This window comes from Bradyrhizobium sp. SSBR45G (assembly GCF_030159255.1).
GTDB lineage: Bacteria > Pseudomonadota > Alphaproteobacteria > Rhizobiales > Xanthobacteraceae > Bradyrhizobium.
In genome coordinates, this window is sequence record NZ_BSCT01000001.1 from 91,011 (window position 1) to 108,951 (window position 17,941).

General features: G+C 63.0%; 16 protein-coding genes. 10 read left to right on the forward strand and 6 right to left on the reverse strand.

Annotated features, from left to right (window positions below):
- Positions 1-500 precede the first annotated feature (500 nt).
- The 3 genes from QQL87_RS00490 (at position 501) to QQL87_RS00500 (ending at position 2,462) form a co-directional block, all read left to right on the forward strand.
- Positions 501-713 (forward strand): hypothetical protein, encoded by a 213-nt coding sequence (locus tag QQL87_RS00490; RefSeq protein ID WP_284416334.1) that lies wholly within the window; start codon positions 501-503, stop codon positions 711-713.
- Positions 714-974: 261 nt separating this feature from the next.
- Positions 975-1,208 (forward strand): DUF2171 domain-containing protein, encoded by a 234-nt coding sequence (locus tag QQL87_RS00495; protein WP_284416333.1) that lies wholly within the window; start codon positions 975-977, stop codon positions 1,206-1,208.
- A 78-nt stretch (positions 1,209-1,286) separates the two neighbouring features.
- The gene (locus tag QQL87_RS00500) at positions 1,287-2,462 is read left to right on the forward strand and encodes a zinc-dependent alcohol dehydrogenase (RefSeq protein WP_284416332.1); all 1,176 of its coding nucleotides are present in this window, start codon (positions 1,287-1,289) and stop codon (positions 2,460-2,462) included.
- A 181-nt stretch (positions 2,463-2,643) separates the two neighbouring features.
- Here QQL87_RS00500 and QQL87_RS00505 read toward each other — a convergent pair whose 3' ends face one another.
- Positions 2,644-3,798, reverse strand: a complete 1,155-nt coding sequence (locus QQL87_RS00505; protein ID WP_284416331.1) for a cytochrome P450 — start codon at positions 3,796-3,798, stop codon at positions 2,644-2,646.
- Between the two features lie 325 nt (positions 3,799-4,123).
- Here QQL87_RS00505 and QQL87_RS00510 point away from each other — a divergent pair, with 325 nt between their 5' ends.
- Positions 4,124-4,393 carry a hypothetical protein gene (locus tag QQL87_RS00510; protein WP_284416330.1) on the forward strand — a complete coding sequence of 90 codons (270 nt, stop codon included), beginning with the start codon at positions 4,124-4,126 and terminating at the stop codon, positions 4,391-4,393.
- A 177-nt stretch (positions 4,394-4,570) separates the two neighbouring features.
- Here QQL87_RS00510 and QQL87_RS00515 read toward each other — a convergent pair whose 3' ends face one another.
- Positions 4,571-4,882 (reverse strand): ArsR/SmtB family transcription factor, encoded by a 312-nt coding sequence (locus QQL87_RS00515; RefSeq protein ID WP_284416329.1) that lies wholly within the window; start codon positions 4,880-4,882, stop codon positions 4,571-4,573.
- 88 nt (positions 4,883-4,970) lie between these two features.
- Between QQL87_RS00515 and QQL87_RS00520 the strand changes: the two genes are divergently transcribed.
- From QQL87_RS00520 to QQL87_RS00545, 6 genes are all read left to right on the forward strand, one after another.
- Positions 4,971-5,723 (forward strand): SDR family NAD(P)-dependent oxidoreductase, encoded by a 753-nt coding sequence (locus QQL87_RS00520; protein ID WP_284416328.1) that lies wholly within the window; start codon positions 4,971-4,973, stop codon positions 5,721-5,723.
- Positions 5,724-6,297: 574 nt separating this feature from the next.
- The gene (locus QQL87_RS00525) at positions 6,298-7,839 is read left to right on the forward strand and encodes a hypothetical protein (protein WP_284416327.1); all 1,542 of its coding nucleotides are present in this window, start codon (positions 6,298-6,300) and stop codon (positions 7,837-7,839) included.
- A gap of 392 nt (positions 7,840-8,231) precedes the next feature.
- Positions 8,232-8,486, forward strand: coding sequence for a DUF433 domain-containing protein (locus tag QQL87_RS00530; protein ID WP_284416326.1), 255 nt, complete (start codon positions 8,232-8,234; stop codon positions 8,484-8,486).
- The gene (locus tag QQL87_RS00535) at positions 8,450-8,899 is read left to right on the forward strand and encodes a DUF5615 family PIN-like protein (protein ID WP_284416325.1); all 450 of its coding nucleotides are present in this window, start codon (positions 8,450-8,452) and stop codon (positions 8,897-8,899) included. The genes QQL87_RS00530 and QQL87_RS00535 overlap by 37 nt, the downstream gene beginning before the upstream one ends.
- A gap of 214 nt (positions 8,900-9,113) precedes the next feature.
- A complete protein-coding gene (locus QQL87_RS00540) occupies positions 9,114-9,242 on the forward strand; it encodes a hypothetical protein (protein WP_284416324.1) in 129 nt (42 codons plus the stop codon).
- A gap of 17 nt (positions 9,243-9,259) precedes the next feature.
- A complete protein-coding gene (locus QQL87_RS00545; protein WP_284416323.1) occupies positions 9,260-9,772 on the forward strand; it encodes a hypothetical protein in 513 nt (170 codons plus the stop codon).
- Here the strand turns inward: QQL87_RS00545 and QQL87_RS37235 are convergent.
- From QQL87_RS37235 to QQL87_RS00560, 4 genes are all read right to left on the reverse strand, one after another.
- Positions 9,702-10,037, reverse strand: a complete 336-nt coding sequence (locus tag QQL87_RS37235; protein ID WP_349817335.1) for a CPCC family cysteine-rich protein — start codon at positions 10,035-10,037, stop codon at positions 9,702-9,704. The two genes, QQL87_RS00545 and QQL87_RS37235, sit on opposite strands and share 71 nt — an antisense overlap.
- A gap of 385 nt (positions 10,038-10,422) precedes the next feature.
- A complete protein-coding gene (locus tag QQL87_RS00550; protein ID WP_284416322.1) occupies positions 10,423-11,190 on the reverse strand; it encodes a metallophosphoesterase in 768 nt (255 codons plus the stop codon).
- 115 nt (positions 11,191-11,305) lie between these two features.
- Positions 11,306-13,663 (reverse strand): restriction endonuclease, encoded by a 2,358-nt coding sequence (locus QQL87_RS00555; protein WP_284416321.1) that lies wholly within the window; start codon positions 13,661-13,663, stop codon positions 11,306-11,308.
- Positions 13,664-13,800: 137 nt separating this feature from the next.
- On the reverse strand, positions 13,801-17,565 hold the full coding sequence (locus tag QQL87_RS00560) for a vitamin B12-dependent ribonucleotide reductase (RefSeq protein ID WP_284416320.1): 3,765 nt from the start codon (positions 17,563-17,565) through the stop codon (positions 13,801-13,803).
- Positions 17,566-17,941: the final 376 nt, after the last annotated feature.

A 17,941-nucleotide genomic window follows, 5' to 3' on the forward strand; every position in this document is an offset into this window, starting at 1 on the left:
AGCCGTGCGCTCCGATCAAGGTACTGAGACGTGGTCGATGAGCTGAAGGCTCTGCGTATCGAGATGAGCGGCATCGATCCCGCGACGCGGATTGCGCCCGAGGTCTGCGTCATCGCTGGCCCTCGCGAGATGAGAGGGCGCGGGGAATGCCGGGCGCTGGCCGCACCATGGCCCGCCTGCAGAAAGAAAAGCAGGCGGCAGTCACCACAGGTTCAGCCGAGGCATCCCGGCATTCCCCGCGCGATGGTTTTCACGCTTATCTCGCGCTCTCCCCGGTGTCCGGCTTATAGCCACCGTCGCCCAGCGGATCATCATCACCACCGGACTTGGCGCCAGCCTCGGGGCGCCAGGACCACGCGTCTTCACGTCCGCAAGCGACTGTTCGTCGGCGAGCCCGTGAGCCCGCTGCAGCACGCCTGCGGCCACCGCATCCCCAGGCCCTACGTCTCGTGACGATCGCGAAGCGCCCCTCTCGCGGGCCGGGATAGACATAGACAATCATGAATTCAGAAAAAACGAAAGTAATTTATTTTTCACGGAAGGACTGGACAGGCCAAATCAGCCTGGATCTGCTGGTGAAAATCGCCGCTTGCCGCACGAACTATCTCCCCGTCATTGCGAGCGAAGCGAAGCAATCCAGGGCGGCGCAAAGACTCTGGATTGCGTCGTCGCCTTCGGCTCCTCGCAATGACGAGGGTACGCAGGGCGGATGAGGCGCTGAACCGTAGGGTGGGCAAAGGCGCGCCCCCGCGCGATGTTGTCGGGCACATCGTGTCGCGCGCCGTGCCCACCATCGGCGCCGCTGGGTGAGGACGGTGGGCACGGCGCGGGACAGACCTTGTCCGATCAGATCGCGCCCTGGCGCGGCTTTGCCCACCCCTACGGCACCTTGCGCGGCGGTGAAGCGCGGAACTCTCGGCCTGAGCACCCGTTGATGCAGCATCACAGCGAACAGCAACCACGGAGCGCGCATCATGCAGGACATCAGGGAACACATGGAGGTCATCGGCGCCGACGGCGTGCATGTCGGCACCGTCGACAGCGTCGAGGGCAACCGCATCAAGCTGACCAAGCAGGACAGCGGCCAGGGCAGCCACAAGGGCCATCACCATTTCATCGACAAGGGCCTCGTCGCCGAGATCGAAGGCGACAAGGTGCGGCTGTCGGCGATCGGCGCCGTCGCGGTGACGATGGAGCAGGAGAAGTAGACACGGGACTTTCGAGGCGCTGCCGAGGAACACTCGGCAGTGCTGCCGGTTGGCGCACGCAACCAAAAGGATTCAACAATGCGCGCACTCTGCTGGCACGGAAAAGGCGACGTCCGGGTCGATACCGTTCCCGATCCGAAGATCCAGCATCCGCGCGATGCGATCATCAAGATCACCGCCTGCGCGATCTGCGGCTCGGACCTGCATCTGTTCGACGGCTATCAGCCGACGATGGAGAGCGGCGACATTCTCGGCCATGAGAACATGGGCGAGGTGATCGAGCTCGGCTCAGAGGTCACCAATCTCAAGGTCGGCGACCGCGTGGTCGTGCCCTTCACCATCAGTTGCGGACAGTGCTGGTTCTGCCAGCAGGGCCTGTTCTCCTGCTGCGACCGCACCAATCCGAACGCCGAGATCGCGGCCAAGGCGATGGGCCAGTCGCCGGCCGGGCTGTTCGGCTTCAGCCACATGCTCGGCGGCTATTCCGGCGGACAGGCCGAATATCTGCGTGTGCCGATGGCCGATGTCGGCCCGATCAAGGTGCCGGACACCGTCACCGACGAGCAGGCGCTGTTCCTCTCCGACATCTTTCCGACCGGCTACATGGCTGCCGTCAATGCGCAGATCCGGCCAGGCGACACTGTGGCGATCTGGGGCTGCGGTCCCGTCGGCCAGTTCGCGATCCGCTCCGCGCTGCTGCTCGGTGCCGGACGGGTGATTGCGATCGACGAGGTGCCGGAGCGTCTCGCAATGGCCGAAGCGGGCGGCGCCGAGACGATCGATTTCTCCACATCAGACGTCTACGACGAGCTGATGCGGCGCACCAACACGCGCGGCCCTGACAGTTGCATCGATGCCGTCGGCTGCGAGGCGTCCGGCCATGGTGCGGCCGACGCGGTGCTCGACAAGGTCAAGGCCGCGGCCTACCTCACGACTGATCGGGTGCATGTGCTGCGCCAGGCGATCATGTGCTGCCGGAAGGCCGGCACGATCTCCATCCCCGGCGTGTATGTCGGCATGGGCGACAACATCCCGATCGGCGCCGCCATGAACAAGGGTCTCACGATCAAGACCGGGCAGACCCATGTACAGGCCTATACGCGCCCATTGATGAAGCTGATTCAGGAGGGCCAGATCGACCCCAGCTTCGTCGTCACCCATCCGGCCAGACTCGAAGACGCGCCGGAAATGTACCAGAAGTTCCGCGACAAGCAGGACGGCGTCATCAAGGTCGTGCTGCGGCCGGGTCGGTAGTGAAGCCAGCGTCGCGGCCTCTTCACCCCGCGCTGGCGGGGCTGTCGATCTAGCCCCCGAAGCTCCTCCGTCATTGCGAGCGCAGCGAAGCAATCCAGACTTCATCCGCTGAGAAAGCCTGGATCGCTTCGCTGCGCTCGCAATGAGGGTCCCCGTTCGTAGCTGAGAGCCCGATCGGACGTCACCCCACCGCGATCACCGCATCGCGCAGCTCGTAGCCGCTGCTCACCGGGTTGATGGTCAGCGTCGGCCGCTGCTCCAGCCTGAGGCCGGGGATTTGCAGCAGGTGGCCGAGGAAGATCGCAGCCTCGTGCAGGGCCACCGCGGCGCCGGGGCAGCGATGCGGGCCGTCGCCGAAGCTCATCAGGGTGGCAGAGCCTTTCGCCGGACGGATGCGGTCGGGGTCGAGCTGATGCGGACAGGGGCCGGCCGCGGCTTCATCGCGGTTGGCGGCGCCGACATCGATCTCCACCAGGCTGCGGGCTGGGATCGTCATCGCCCCGGCGTCGGTCTGCAGCGTCATGTCGCACGCGGCCCGGCGCTTGAGCGTGGACACCACGGGCTCCAGCCGCAGCACCTCTTCGAGAACGCTGATGCGGTCCGGCTCCTCCGCGGCGAGGAAGCGCGCGCGCAGATCGTCATGCTCGAACAGCCGCAGCGCGGCCATCACGATGAACTCGCGCGTGGTGGCCATGCCCGCGGCGCCATAGGTGAGGCATTCGGTGAGGATCTCACGGTTGGAATAGCCTTCCGCGATCAGATGCGAGATGACGTCCTCGCGCGGCTGATGGCGCCGGGTGCGAATGGCCGGCCGCACGTCGAACAGATAGAAGCCGAGGGTGCGCAGCTGGCCGTACACGGCATTGCGCAGCGTCGCGATGGATCCCCGGCCCACGGGCACGGCGAAGAACCGATTCAGCCGCGCCGCCATCGCATCGCGCGGGCTGTCGGTCAGCCCGATGATGTCCGCGGCGACGGCCACTGCGAGCGTCAGGCTCATGTCGTCGAGGCGGGCGCGGCCCGTCTGGCGAAACTCCGCCACCAGATCGCGGCTGGTCGCCTCCATCAGCGCGCGATAGCGCGTGGCGACCACGCGCGGCGTGAAGAAGCGCGCCGTGGCGCTGCGCTGCTTCTGATGCGGCTCGCCATCCTGGTACAGCACCGGGGCGTGGCGCGGGCCGATGAAGCGATGCACCAGCTCGGCATTGAAGCCGGCCTGCCGGACATCGCTGGAGCGCAACACCTCGCGCGCCGCCGCGAAGCTGTCGATCCGGACCACGTCCGAACCGGCGCTCTGCGCGTCGTGCGTTCCACGAGTTTTGAACTGGGCAGTCATGCTGGGGCTCGCTTCTGACTTGGAACACGGTTTGCGCCGCACGTCATGACGGCCGTTGGTTCTAAGTAAGGCGAACGGGGATCGGATCAATCGGCGCTCGCGCAATGATGATGGGCTTGCGCGGGATGGAACGATTGTGCCGATGGCGCGAGCCTCATGCGCGATTATCGTCTGTTCGATACGGTATCGAACCCGTCGGCTGGCCGCGATGACACATCAAGATGTGATCGGCGGATGAGCGAAGCAGACCGTACGAATTTGGTTCGATGCCCTAGGCTGATCCGGGCGCACTGCTGCGCGATCGCAAACCACGGACGATGACGTCATGGACGGTCTGGACTTCCTCGGTGCGCTGCTTTCGGGCCTGTTGCCGCAACCGATGTCTCACGCCGAACTGGCGCCGACCGGCATTTTCAAGTCGCCTCTCTACTACACCTACATGGCCGTTCTGCTGGTGCTGTTCGCCATGATCTTTACGCCGATGTTCATCCACCTTCCGCGCGTCGTGTTCCGAGCCGACCTGGTCGCGCTGCCGATTGTCGCTGTCGTGGCCTTCTTCCTTCGCCGTTCGTTGAAATGGCGCTATCCGATTTGACCCCGATGCGTCCGCGACGACGGTGCCGTAGGGTGGGCAAAGCGGCGCCGAAGGCGGCGCTGCCTACCATCGGTGGCGGTGGGTGCGGGCGGTGGGCACGGCGCGCGAGAGATCGGGCCCAACAAGGTCGTGTGTGGCGCGCCTTTGCCCACCCTACGATGCGGCATTTGCGCGGCGCTACTCCGCGTATCCCAGGATCGTCTTGAGCAGTTTCGGGAAACGCGCGTTGAGGTCGGCCTCGCGCACGACGTTGCGGTGTTCGACGCCCTGTTTGGTGGTGTGGATCAGGCCGGATTCGCGTAGGATGCGGAAATGGTTCGACAGGGTCGATTTGGCCATGTCGGGGCAGGGCGCGGCCGCCGTGCAGGACATGCAGTCCTTCTGCTCCATCAGGCTCTTGACGATGCGCAGCCGCATCGGATCGGCGAGCGCTGACAGCACGCCGGCCAAGGTGATGTCCTCCCGCGACGGGTGAAACAATTGCGCCATGAAAAATCATATAGCGACGCCCTTGCGCCTGTTCAATAGTTCACTAGTTCTGAACCATTGAAGCAGCGCCGTGGCGCGGGAGAGCAGGATGAGCAAGAGACTCGAAGGCAAGGTGGCGCTGGTGACCGGCGCATCCAAGGGGATCGGCGCCGCGATCGCGGCGCGGCTGGCAGCCGAGGGCGCTGCGGTCGCCGTCAATTACAGCGCCAGCCGGGAAGGCGCCGAGCGCGTGGTGGCGGCCATCACCGCCAAGGGCGGCAAGGCGGTGGCCGTCGGCGGCAATCTGACCGACGCGGCGCAAGTGAAATCGGTCGTCGCCGAGACCGTGAAGGCGCTGGGCGCGATCGACATCCTCGTCAACAATGCCGGCGTCTACGCCTTCGCGCCGCTCGACGGCATCACGGCCGAGCACTTCCACAGCCAGTTCGATCTCAACGTGCTCGGGCTTCTCTTGGTATCGCAGGAAGCCGCGCGCCATTTCAATCCGGCCGGCGGCAGCATCGTCAACATCTCCTCGGGCGTGTCGACCCTGACGCCGCCGAACACCGCCGTCTACACCGCGACCAAGGCCGCGGTCGACGCGATCTCCTCGGTGCTGTCGAAGGAGCTGGCGCCGCGCAAGATCCGCGTCAACACCATCAACCCCGGCATGATCGTGACCGAAGGCGTCGTCGCCGCCGGCCTGCACGAGGGCGACATGCGCAACTGGATCGAAACGGCCACCCCGCTGGCGCGCGTCGGCAAGGCCGAGGAGATCGCCGCCGCGGTGGCCTTCTTCGCCTCGGATGAGGCGTCCTACGTGACCGGCGAGACGCTGCACGTGACCGGCGGCCTGCGCTGAGGCTTTACGTCGCATCGCTCGTCACAACGACCAGCGAACCGTAGGGTGGGCAAAGCGCCGCCGTGAGGCGGCGCGTGCCCACCATCGGCGCTGGTGGGTGTGGGCGGTGGGCACGGCGCGCGAGATATCGGGCCTAACAACGTCGTGCGGGGGCGCGCCTTTGCCCACCCTACGCACTGAGGGACGTCGCTGCGCCAGGGCAGCGGACCGAATCCAGTCCTGGCGAACCCGGCTGTCGTTGCACCTGCTTTCTCCCCGTCATTGCGAGCGCAGCGAAGCAATCCAGAGTGTCTCCGCGTTGGGACTCTTGATGGCCTCCACCTCCGCCCCTTCGGGCTTCGGCGGACGCGTCGCTTGCGCTCGCAATGACGACTCGCGGGGCCAAAGGCGATTGACAACAACAACTAGAGGTTGATAATTCGTCTACGGTAGAGTCGCAGCGCGGCTTTGTCGTATCCGTGATGCGTTCACGAACGTATCGGCCGCTTCAACCGACCACCGGCTGGACACATGGCGTTTTGCCATGACGCAAGGTCCAGGCCCGTTGGATTTTCGAATCACGAAGGAATTGCTCATGCGCATCGGCTTTGCACTATCGGCCCTCTCCGTCGTCGCGGGAGCCGCGTCGCTCGGCTGGGGACTGACCACGCCGCGCACCGCGCAGGCGTTTCTGGAGGACATCTGCATCCCGCGCGTGAAGGACGGGCTGAAGAACTGTCTCGCGCCGGCCAGCGCGTGCAAGGACCCGGCCGAAGCGCTCAACCGCGGCTGCCTGCTCGAGGCCGCGCAGTTCGCGCTCATCCCGCCGGGCCGCAGCATGGTGCATGCCGACTCGACCTATTTCATTGCGCAGGCGCTCGGCTATCGTGCCGACGTGGCCTATTGGATCGCCGCCTACAATGAGAACGCCGACTACGCGCAATATGCGCCGATCGACCAGTGCGGCGGGCAGGCGACATCGACCAATTCGGGCGCCAGCTACATCACCGCCAAGTTCAACGGTTTTCAGCGCACCAACAACACCACCGATGGGCCGCTGTATCACTATGTGCTGAACTTCTCGCCGAACGGGCAGGGCACCGACGTACATGGCGCCAGCGGCGTCCAGGCGGTGTATCCGTTCCATTATCCGCCGCCCGGCTATCCCATCACCATCGACAGCGTCTATCAGGGCACGCTGTACGATCTCCGGCAATGGGCCATGAAGGGCGACGACGCCCCGGGCCTGCTGTGCACCGCCGGCTACACCACGCCGAACGGGTCGTCCAACTTCAGCGGCCCGACATGCCTGGCGAATGTTCCGCTCAGCGGCAACGTGCCGCTCCTGGAGAACTACACGATCGGGCCGGCCATCAACGTGACCTCGGGGCCCAAGATCCTCGACAACAGCAACGGCAACGTCGACTACACCCAGCTGAAATCCTGGCTGGACGACAAGAGCCGGACCACCGGCGTGCTGTTCGACGATCCCAGAAAGCCGCCGGTGCCGGTGCAGATCGCGCGCATCGGGCTCTATCTGCATTCCCTGCAGGATGCCTCCTCGCACGGCACCTTCTGCGGCGACGACGCGCCATCGCCGCCGGGCGGCTCGGATGTCGGCAGCTACATGACGATGAGCTCCGGCAGCATCAAGCTGGTGTTCGGCACCTACTGCGCGACGGGGCCGCATCTGGCGAGCCACGTCCAGGAGACGGGCACCGGCGACGCTAGCCTGCCGCTGCGCGACTATGTGGCGCTGAACAACACGCTCGACGAGCTGATCCTGTTCGGCAACAACGTCGCCAAGCCGCGCGGCTGGATCGCCAACCCGAGCCTGCTGCCGCCCAACGTCGTCGGGGGCAAGAGCGCCGCGGGCGACAGCGCCGCCGACCTGAAGTCGCGCCTCGTCGGCCGCATCGTGCAGGGCCAGCAATGGTCCCGCGCCGAAGTCTACGCGTCGGGCGTCGTCACGGCCCCGCTGCAGCGCACCGACGCCCAGGACCGCCTCAACACCATGAACGCCGCGCTCGGCGCCTATGCCAAGCGCCTGGCGACCGCCAATCCGAAGCTGACCCCGCTGCGCCCGATGCCGGGTAATTCGTTCACGGCGGGCGATACGTCGGTGTGCTTCAAATAGGGCTGCGAGCTGAGCCGGCGTGACAGCGCCAGCTCTCTCCCCACGTCATTCCGGGGCGCGCGTAGCGCGAGCCCGGAATCCATACCCACAGGCAGCTGTTGGCGGACGCGCCTCGCCGTGGGCGTACACCTCTCAACTCATAGCCGTTCGTGGTTATGGATTCCGGGCTCGCCCTTCGGGCGCCCCGGAATGACGGAGGAGAGAGACGCTGCGGCAACTCAGCCGCCGTAGGGGTGGGCAAAGCGCCGCCACCAGGCGGCGCGTGCCCACCATTGCCGCCGCCGGAGCACGCCATGGACGTGGCGGGGATTGGGCTCGCCCGGGTACTCCTTCCCGCTCGCCACCGGGCCCCCGTCGCGCTATGATGGCTGCTCCGACCAGGAAGGGCTGTCATGACCATCAAGGTTGCCGTCAGGTCAGACGTCGTTTGTGATCCCACGGTCATGAGCGGCGATCCGGTGGTTCGGGGAACACGCGTGCCCGCCGAAACCATCCTGGCCTACCTTCGCGCCGGCTATTCAGCGCAGGAAATCTTTACCGACTACCCGAGCCTCCCGATCGACGGCATCGACGCCGTGATCCGCTGGGCCGAGGCGACCCATGGCGCTGATTGGCGGTCGCCGGAGACAGCGGCAGCCGATCGTTGAGCGAGCGATTTCTGATTGACGAATGCCTAAGTGGCGCCCTCGTCGGAGTCGCGAAGGCGCGCGGCTATCAGGCCGACTACGTCACTCATCTCGGAAAGAGCGGCTGGCAGGACTGGAATCTGGTTAGGTTCGCGAGCGCGAACGACTACATCATCGTCACCAACAATCGCAGAGACTTTCTGAAAGAATATGGCAAGCTGGATGTGCATGCCGGGTTGATCATCCTGATCCCGAGGGGCACCCGTGATCAGCAGATGACCCTGTTTCAGAAGGCGCTCGATCTTTATTCGGTACGCAATGCCGATCTCGTGAACAAGTTGATCGAGGTCGCACGCGACGGCTCGGTCCGTATCCGCGAGTGGAGCGCCGACGATCACGACGACAGGCATATCAGCGATCCCAGGTGGGACTGACCGCCAGACAGCTGCTCAGCGGCCGCGCGCGAAACACGATAGCCGTGAGGCCCCATCACGAGCGCCGCCTTTAGGTGGCGTGTGTCCACCATCGCCGCCTCCAGAGACGCGGTTGTCACGATGCCACGCCGCGGCTGAGCCGCCATGCCATTGTTTGAGGCGACGATAACGGCTAAACGCGCCGCATCGGACCAACCTCATCACGCAGAGCATCATGGCCAACGAAAAAGGCCCCAACATCAAGAAGAAAGCCAAGTGCAAGAATTGCGAAGGCAAGGGCATGCTCAAGAAGGGCGACAAGGTGGTGAAATGCCAGCGCTGCCACGGAACGGGACTGCGCTAGGGCATCCTCTCGGGCCCATGAACATCTATCTCGACATCGACGGGGTGCTGCTCGACCGCAAGTCGGAGCGCGCGGCCCACGCGCCGGAATTCGTCAGGCGCGTGCTCGCGACGTGTCCGGACAGCACCTATTGGCTGACGACCCATTGCAAGGGCGACGCCGCCGTCCCCCTTCGTCGCATCGGGCCTCTGTTCGATGCCGAGACGCGGGCGCTGATGGCTAGGATCAGGCCGACCGATTGGGATCTTGCCAAGACGGAGGCCATCGACTTCAGGTCGCCGTTCCTCTGGTTCGACGATGACTGCTTCGATGTCGAGCGCAGGGCGCTGGAGCAGCACGGCGTGCTGGACAATTGGATCAAGGTGGATCTGCGCAGGACGCCGCACCAGCTCGGGCTGTTCTTGCAGAGCTTTCCGATCCCGATCAACGCGTTTGATGAGGATTGGGCCTGCGCTGACTCTAGCGCTCCTCGTCCGTCGGCGGCCGGACGCTCGCCCGGAAGGCCGGATCGGAAGCCCCGCAGTCCTTGAAATTCCGCCGCGCCTCGGTCAGCGACAGCGCTCCATTGGGGCCACCCCGGACGAGGTCGGCATCATGGTCGTCTTGTCCATCATCCTCCCAGAAGCACACCGGGCATATCTCGTAACCACCGCGCTCGCCTAACGTGAGACAGCGGCAACACGGGCAGCGGTAGCCGGAATCGGACGGTGGCTCGATGATGTTGCGGAATGTCATGCGTTGAGAATGCTGAGCTGGGCTACTCACGTCAACTTGGGGCATGCGCGCGCCCACCATGGCCAGCACCCGAGACGCGGTGGGCACGATGCGACGCGGCGTTGCCGCGTGCGCCTCTTTGCCCACCTTGCGGACTCATCATTGTAGTACCCGAAGATCGGGAGACGAGCACGGTGCCCGTGAATGTGCCCTCGCCCCTTGCGGGAGAGGGCATGTTAGAAGGTGCAGCAAGTTCGGTTTGGTGAGGGGTATGCCTCCACGAGGTCATTCGCGGAGAGATACCCCTCACCCAACCGCGCGTGTAGATGGGCCGTGCATGCCCTCTCCCGCAAGGGGCGAGGGCGCTGTATTGGGCAGCAGCCTCGCGTAGCCCGGATGACAAAGCGATATCCGGGGTCTCCCGCAGCGTCGGCGATGAGCCCGGATGTCGCTGCGCTCATCCGGGCTACACGACCTCGACCACCAGGGCCGGATCGAAGTCCGGGTTCTCTCGGCCATAGCCGTGCGGGTTGCAGATCACGCGGGTGGTGCCGATCCGGTAGTCCGAGGGCGTGTGGATGTGGCCGTGGACCCACAGCGTCGGCTGGGTGGCCAGGATCAGCGCGGAGAGGTCGGAGGCGTAGGCGGCGGTGACGCGGTCGTTGCGATAGCGCTCGGCGACCGAGCCCCAGCCGGGGGCGTGGTGGGTGACGACGACGGTCGGGCCGTCGAACGGGGTCTCCAGCAGGCCCGTGAGCCATGTGCGCGATTTCAGGTGCAGGCCGAGCGCCTCCTGCGGCCGGAAGCGCAGCCAGGGCTGCTTGCGCCAGGTGATGCGGCGATGGTCGTTCATCCGGTCGCGGCAGACGGCCATGGTGTGGACCTCGGAGCCCGCACCGAAGATCGCATAGTCGGTCCACAGCGTAGCGCCCGCAAAGCGCCCGCCCGCGAGCACGACCGCGTCGTTCTCCAAGAGATGCACCCCGAACCGCGCCGCCTCGGCCCGCGCCAGCTTCAGCTCCTCGGGGTAGGTGCGGTGATAATATTCATGGTTACCCATCACCATGACGATCGGCACGTCCGCCGCCACGATCTCGCGCAGCCGCGCAAACCCGTTCACCGCCCCCTCGCAGACATCGCCGGCGACGACCACTACATCGACACCGGGCAGGGCCGCGATCGGCTTGATGTCGGCCATGTCGGCGTGGAGATCGGAGAAGATGTGGAGGTGCATGGGAGCGGGGAGGTAGAGCCCTGGGCTCGCTGCGTAGGGCGCGTTAGCGAAGCGTAACGCGCCGCTCCGGTCAAGCGGCGGATTGCGCTCCGCTAATCCGTCTTACGCTTGCGGATCAGCGAGCGGTGGATCGGCTGGCGCCGACTTCGCGATAGGTCATTAGCTCGTTAAATACGCTTCCCATGCTTGCTGTGGTGATCCATTTGTCGAATCGATCCCGATCGTGTTTTGACCGAAGTGTCTTTCTCACGTCATCGATCTTAACTTCCACTTCTAGATGGCCGACGATCGTCTGATCCGAGATCGAATTGTCCTCTTTGAGGAGGAGATTGTAGAACGAAATAGCATCAAACTTAAATGTGTTTCCGGTATGATAGACGGTAGCAAGCATGGTGGCACAAAGATTTTCAGTCTCGCTTATTATTCGGTACCGGTAGCGGCTCATCGCAGCCAACTTATCCATATTGAGGGCTCGAAAGATCGACGTAAGAATGAGTTTAGAGATTTGATGAATGTATTTGTCATTAAGGAACATCGTTTTCATCAAGATCTGCAATGAAATAACAGTGGTTCGATAGTCGTCAAGGCCGATAAGATCTGCTGCTCGACCAACGATTTTTTCTATAGCCTCTTTCGACTGTCGTTCGGTGCTTGTTGAGCAATGACGAAATACGACAAGAAATTCTACGCAGAATTGCCACACATTCGCGATCGGCTTCGACACGAGTGCCTTAACGATCTTCTCTAGAGTGTGAGAGTTCGATAGGAACTCGATGAAGCTCCAGGATAGTGGTCCGCGATATTGATTTAAGTCGCTATAAAGCTTGTGCATGCCGTCCTTCAGCCTATAGCCGCTTATAAAGCTGCCGACTTCTCCGTCAAAGGATTGTGCTAAAATTCCGATTTCCGTTTCAGATAACTCTCGCTCGATCACGTACTCAGCGACCAGAAACTCTGTAAATGACAGATGGGGAAAATAGAAGGTTCCTGCGTCCTTCTCGCTGACGAGCGTGCCAATTGAGTGTTCCTCGACTACCGATCCAACTAATAGCTCTCGCAATTGTCCTATCGCGTCTCGCTCTGGCAGAACGTAGCGTTTCATAATCGATGGGGAAATATCGGCGACGGTAAATGTGCGTGTTCGCTTAATCGCCCAAAGCCACCATGAGAGGTCTTGCATGAAGTCTTTTCTAATCGTGCGCGACAGCTTCCGTCGTTCTGGCTTTTCCTCTTCTCTTGACAGACAGTCTTCGATGAACGTTGAGTAAAGGTCGTAGCGTGAGACTTTTTCAATCGAATTGCTCGGATTGAGGAGTATTTGTGCGAGCATTCTCGCTTGAACGGGCCGTTTGATTAGATCTTCAACCCCGATCTGTCCAACCTGCTTAAGTCGGCTTCGGATGTAGGTGGATCTATCCTTCCGTGTGTAGAAGCAGGATATATATCTCTTCAAGAAGTCGAGGTATTCGTCTCGAGAAAAGAAGTCGAGTCGGAGTTCATCGAACTCGGCTGAAATATTGTCGCTTATTTCTAGAGTTGAGACTTGCCGCCGTCCTCTCATAAGGGCTGTATGTTCTTCTCCGGTGACGATGGCGTCTGGTCTACCGAGAAGCAAAACTTTTGAGTTGGGTAGGATCAGGCGTCGAATTTCTTTCGTAATCGCAGAGAATTCTGAGGTGGTCATTGCGTGCTTCATTTCGTCGAAGCCATCTAGAATGATTACAAATCGACCAGACTCGTGGAGATTCCAAAACGTATTGTAGTTGTAGCCATGTACGCCGTGCTCGCGAGTCAGCGTGCTGGCAAAAAGGCCATCAATTCGTGGGGACGTATAGTAATCGCCTAAGGGGATCAGTATCGGAATGCGTTTGGACGAGTCGGTGAGGTAGTGTGATGCAAGTTCGGAGGCGAGATACGATGCATAACTGGTCTTCCCCATGCCGTAGCCGGCCCATATAGCAATTGGGCGGGAGCTGGCCGAAGCGAGCCAATTTGATATTCTTGAATGGAGGGTGCTGGTCGAATTCAGTACTCGTGAGGGAATATAGTACTGTGAAAGGGTGTCGTTCTGAAATCGATCTCGAAGAAATGTTGCATAGAGTGAGAAGTCGATAATGTCTTTCTCAAGCTCGCCCAGATGAATAATTTCTAAGCCGTCAAAATGGTCTGCGTGCTCCTGAACGGTGGCTGATACCGGTTTTGGTGTGACGATCCATAACTCGTCAATTCGTTTATTGTCGAAAAGCGGTTTGTAGTCGAAATAGGTTTCGCGAATGACGTCGCGGTTTATTCCAGATTTCCAGTCCTTGCATTCGATAGCTATAGTCCGGAACTTATGCGGGTTCCATTGCTTCTGAAAAACGATGTCGACGTTCTTTCCACAAATGTGCTGTTGTTCTCGGACATTTTTGTATCCAGTGGAGGAGCGCAACAAGCTAGCAACCTGCAGTTCAAAGTCGGTTCCTTTCGACATTGCCATCCTCTTGGTTGCGGTGTGGGATATTGCTCTGGCTGGTTGCTGTTTCGCAAGAAAAAAGGAGCGGGCACAGGCCCGCTCCTTAAACATTGTTGCGCTGCGAGCGATGCGGCTGCGCTAAACGCGAGCGCTCGTCACGAACACCCAGTCGTGCTTCCGCAAGTATCGCACTTCATACAAGTCCCATTCCGCACCAGCGTGAAATTCCCGCACTCCGAGCACATCTCGCCTTCGTAGCCCTTGGCCTTGGCTTCGGCGCGGCGTTCGGCCTTGGAGGCGACTTGCGCGTTTGCCGTGCCGGCCTTGCTCCATTGCAGCGCTTCGAGCTTCTCGGTGGGCGAGAGGTCGTGCTGCGGCTCCTGCTTCAGGGCGACGGCGCCGTCGATGGCGTCGCCGGTGCGGGAGGAGGAGCGGGCGGTGGCGTTCACGCCGCCGCCGACCGAACCGGTCGACGAGGAGGCCGTGCCGCTGCCCTGGGAGCCGCCGCGCATCACGACCAGGTTGTCGGTGCGCGAGCGGGTCAGGCCGCGCGAGACGTATCTCGTGGCCTGCTGGCTCGATGCGTCCTCCGACGGCTTGCCTTCGTCGACGCCGCGTCCCAGCGCATCGAAATTGCTCTCGGACGGGTCGACATGGGCGAGGTCGAAGCGCGACATGTAGCTGACGGCGAGCTCGCGGAACACGTAGTCGAGGATCGATGTCGCATATTTGATCGAGTCGTTGCCCTGGACGGGACCGGCCGGCTCGAAGCGGGTGAAGGTGAAGGCGTCGACATACTCCTCCAGCGGCACGCCGTATTGCAGGCCCAGCGACACCGCAATCGCAAAGTTGTTGATGAAGGAGCGCAGCGCCGCGCCCTCCTTGTGCATGTCGATGAAGATCTCGCCGAGACGGCCGTCATCATACTCGCCGGTGCGCAGATAGACCTTGTGGCCGCCGACGACCGCCTTCTGGGTGTAGCCCTTGCGGCGATCCGGCATCTTCTCGCGCTCGCGCATCACGACGATGCGCTCGACCAGCTTCTCGACGATCTTCTCCGAGACCTGGGTGGCGCGCGCGGCAAGCGGCTTCTCGTAGAACGACTCGACCGCATCGTCCTCGTCCTCATCGTCCGAGATGAGCTGAGAGTTGAGCGGCTGCGACAGTTTTGAGCCGTCGCGGTAGAGTGCGTTGGCCTTCAGCGCGAGCTTCCAGGAGAGGAGATACGCCGCCTTGCAGTCCTCGACCGTGGCGTCGTTCGGCATGTTGATGGTCTTGGAGATCGCGCCCGAGATGAACGGCTGCGCCGCCGCCATCATGCGGATGTGGCTCTCGACCGAGAGATAGCGCTTGCCGATCTTGCCGCAGGGATTGGCGCAATCGAACACAGCGTAATGCTCGGCCTTCAGATGCGGGGCGCCCTCGACCGTCATCGCGCCGCAGATGTGCACGTTGGCGGCCTCGATCTCGCGCTTGCTGAAGCCGATCGCGGTCAGCAGGTCGAAATTCGGGGCAGCGATGGCCTCCGCCGAGACGCCGAGCTGCTTGACGATGAACTCCTCGCCGAGCGTCCATTTGTTGAACACGAACTTGATGTCGAACGCGGTCGGCAGCGCCTTCTCGACGGTCGCAATGGCCTCGGTCGTAAAACCCTTGGCCTTCAGTGTCGTGGCGTTGACGCCGGGGGCGTTGGACAGCGAGCCGTGGCCGACGGCATAGGCCTCGATCTCGGCGATGTCGCTTTCGCGATAGCCGAGCACGCGCAGCGCCGCCGGCACCGCGCGGTTGATGATCTTGAAGTAGCCGCCGCCGGCCAGCTTCTTGAACTTCACCAGCGCGAAGTCAGGCTCGATGCCGGTGGTGTCGCAATCCATGACCAGGCCGATGGTGCCGGTGGGGGCGACCACGGTGACCTGGGCATTGCGATAGCCGTTGGTCTCGCCAAGCGCGAGCGCGTCGTCCCAGGCCTGGATGGCGTGGGTGACGAGCGAGACCTGCGGGCAGTGGGCGTGGTCGAGCGGCACCGGGTTGACCGAGAGCGCCTCATAGCCGGTCGCCTCGCCGCGCGCGGCACGGCGATGGTTTCTGATCACGCGCAGCATGTGCGGGGCGTTCTTCTTGTAGCCCGGGAAGCTGCCGAGCTCGCCGGCCATCTCGGCCGACGTCTTGTAGGCGATGCCGGTCATGATCGCCGAGAGCGCGCCGCACAGCGCGCGGCCTTCCTTGCTGTCGTAAGGCAGGCCCATGGTCATCAGCAGGCCGCCGATATTGGCGTAACCGAGGCCGAGCGTGCGGAACTCGTAGGACAGCTCGGCGATCGCCTTGGACGGGAACTGCGCCATCAGCACGGAGATCTCGAGCACGACCGTCCAGAGACGGCAGAGATGCTCGTAGGCTCCGACGTCGAACTGCTTGGCCTTGATGTCGTAGAACGTCAGCAGGTTGGCGGAGGCGAGGTTGCACGCCGTGTCGTCCAGGAACATGTATTCCGAGCACGGATTGGACGCGCGGATGTCGCCGGACGCCTTGCAGGTGTGCCAGTCGTTCATCGTCGAGTTGAAGTGCAGGCCGGGATCGGCGCTCGCCCAGGCGGCGTGGCCGATCTTCTCCCAGAGGTCACGTGCCTTGAGCGTCTTGACGATTTTCTTGTTGGTGCGGCCCACCAGGTTCCAGTCGCCATCGGTCTCGACGGCGCGCAGGAAATCGTCCTTCAGCGACACCGAGTTGTTGGAGTTCTGGCCGGAGACGGTCAGATACGCCTCCGAATCCCAGTCCGTGTCGTAGATCGGGAAGTCGATGTCCTTATAGCCCTGCTTGGCGAACTGGATGACTCGCTTGATGTAGTTGTCGGGCACCAGCGAGCGGCGCGCGAGCTTGATCTCGCGACGCAGCGCCGGGTTCTTCTCGGGGTCGAAGCAGTCGTCGCCGGAGCCCTCGCAATTGACGCAGGCCTTCATCACGGCCTTCAAATGCTTCTGGTTGATCTTGGAGCCGGTGACGAGAGCGGCGACCTTCTGCTCCTCCTTCACCTTCCAGTCGATATAGGCCTCGATGTCCGGATGGTCGGCGTCGACCACGACCATCTTGGCGGCGCGGCGGGTGGTGCCGCCCGACTTGATCGCGCCCGCGGCGCGGTCGCCGATCTTGAGGAAGCTCATCAGGCCGGACGAGCGGCCGCCGCCCGACAGCTTCTCGCCTTCGCCGCGCAGCCGCGAGAAGTTCGAGCCGGTGCCGGAGCCATATTTGAACAGGCGCGCCTCGCGCACCCACAGGTCCATGATGCCGCCGTCATTGACGAGGTCGTCCTCGACGCCCTGGATGAAGCAGGCGTGCGGCTGCGGATGCTCGTAGGACGACTTCGACTTGGTCAGCTTGCCGGTCTTGTAGTCGACGTAATAATGGCCCTGGCCGGGGCCGTCGATGCCGTAGGCCCAGTGCAGGCCGGTGTTGAACCATTGCGGCGAGTTCGGCGCGACCATCTGCTTGGCCAGCATGAAGCGCAGCTCGTCGTAGAACGCGACAGCGTCCGCCTCGGAGGAGAAATAGCTGCCCTTCCAGCCCCAATAGGTCCAGCAGCCGGCGAGGCGGTCGAACACCTGCTTGGCGGAGCGCTCGCTGCCATAGCGCTCGTTCTCCGGCAGCGCGGCCAGCGCCTCGGTGTCGGGCACCGAGCGCCACAGCCAGGACGGCACGCTCTCTTCCTCGACCTTCTTCAGGCGCGCGGCGACGCCGGCTTTGCGGAAATACTTCTGGGCCAGCACGTCGGAGGCGACCTGCGACCAGGAGTCGGGGATCTCGACATTCTCGAGCCGGAACACCACCGAGCCATCCGGATTCTTGATCTCGGACGTGGTCAGGCGGAAGTCGATCCCTGCATAGGGAGACTGTCCTTCGGTGGTGTTGCGTCGTTCAATCCGCATCGGTCGAGCCCCAATTGTTCTTGCCGGACCGCGTTGGGCGGCCGGGATCATGGCATCCAAGGGCGGCGGCTGAAAGTCCCGGACGCTGCCGGAAAACTGGTCTGCCGCCGCAGTTCAACCGGTCGCCCGGTTCCGTCCGTCGTTCAGGCGCGGCAGGGCAACCCGTCATTGCCCGCATCGCCCGAAGCTCAACGCCTCACGCTCTCAACGCGTCACGCTCACCATCCCGCTCCCTCGTCCCTGCAGGGGAGCCCCTACATCTAGTGGGGTCCCCGTGAGGGCGCCGTCCGCTTCCGTCCCCGCGCGGGACAGACGAGGCCGCGCACGCCGGGCCTTGGAGCCGTTTGGCGTGATCGTCCTCGAACCCTTCTGGGAA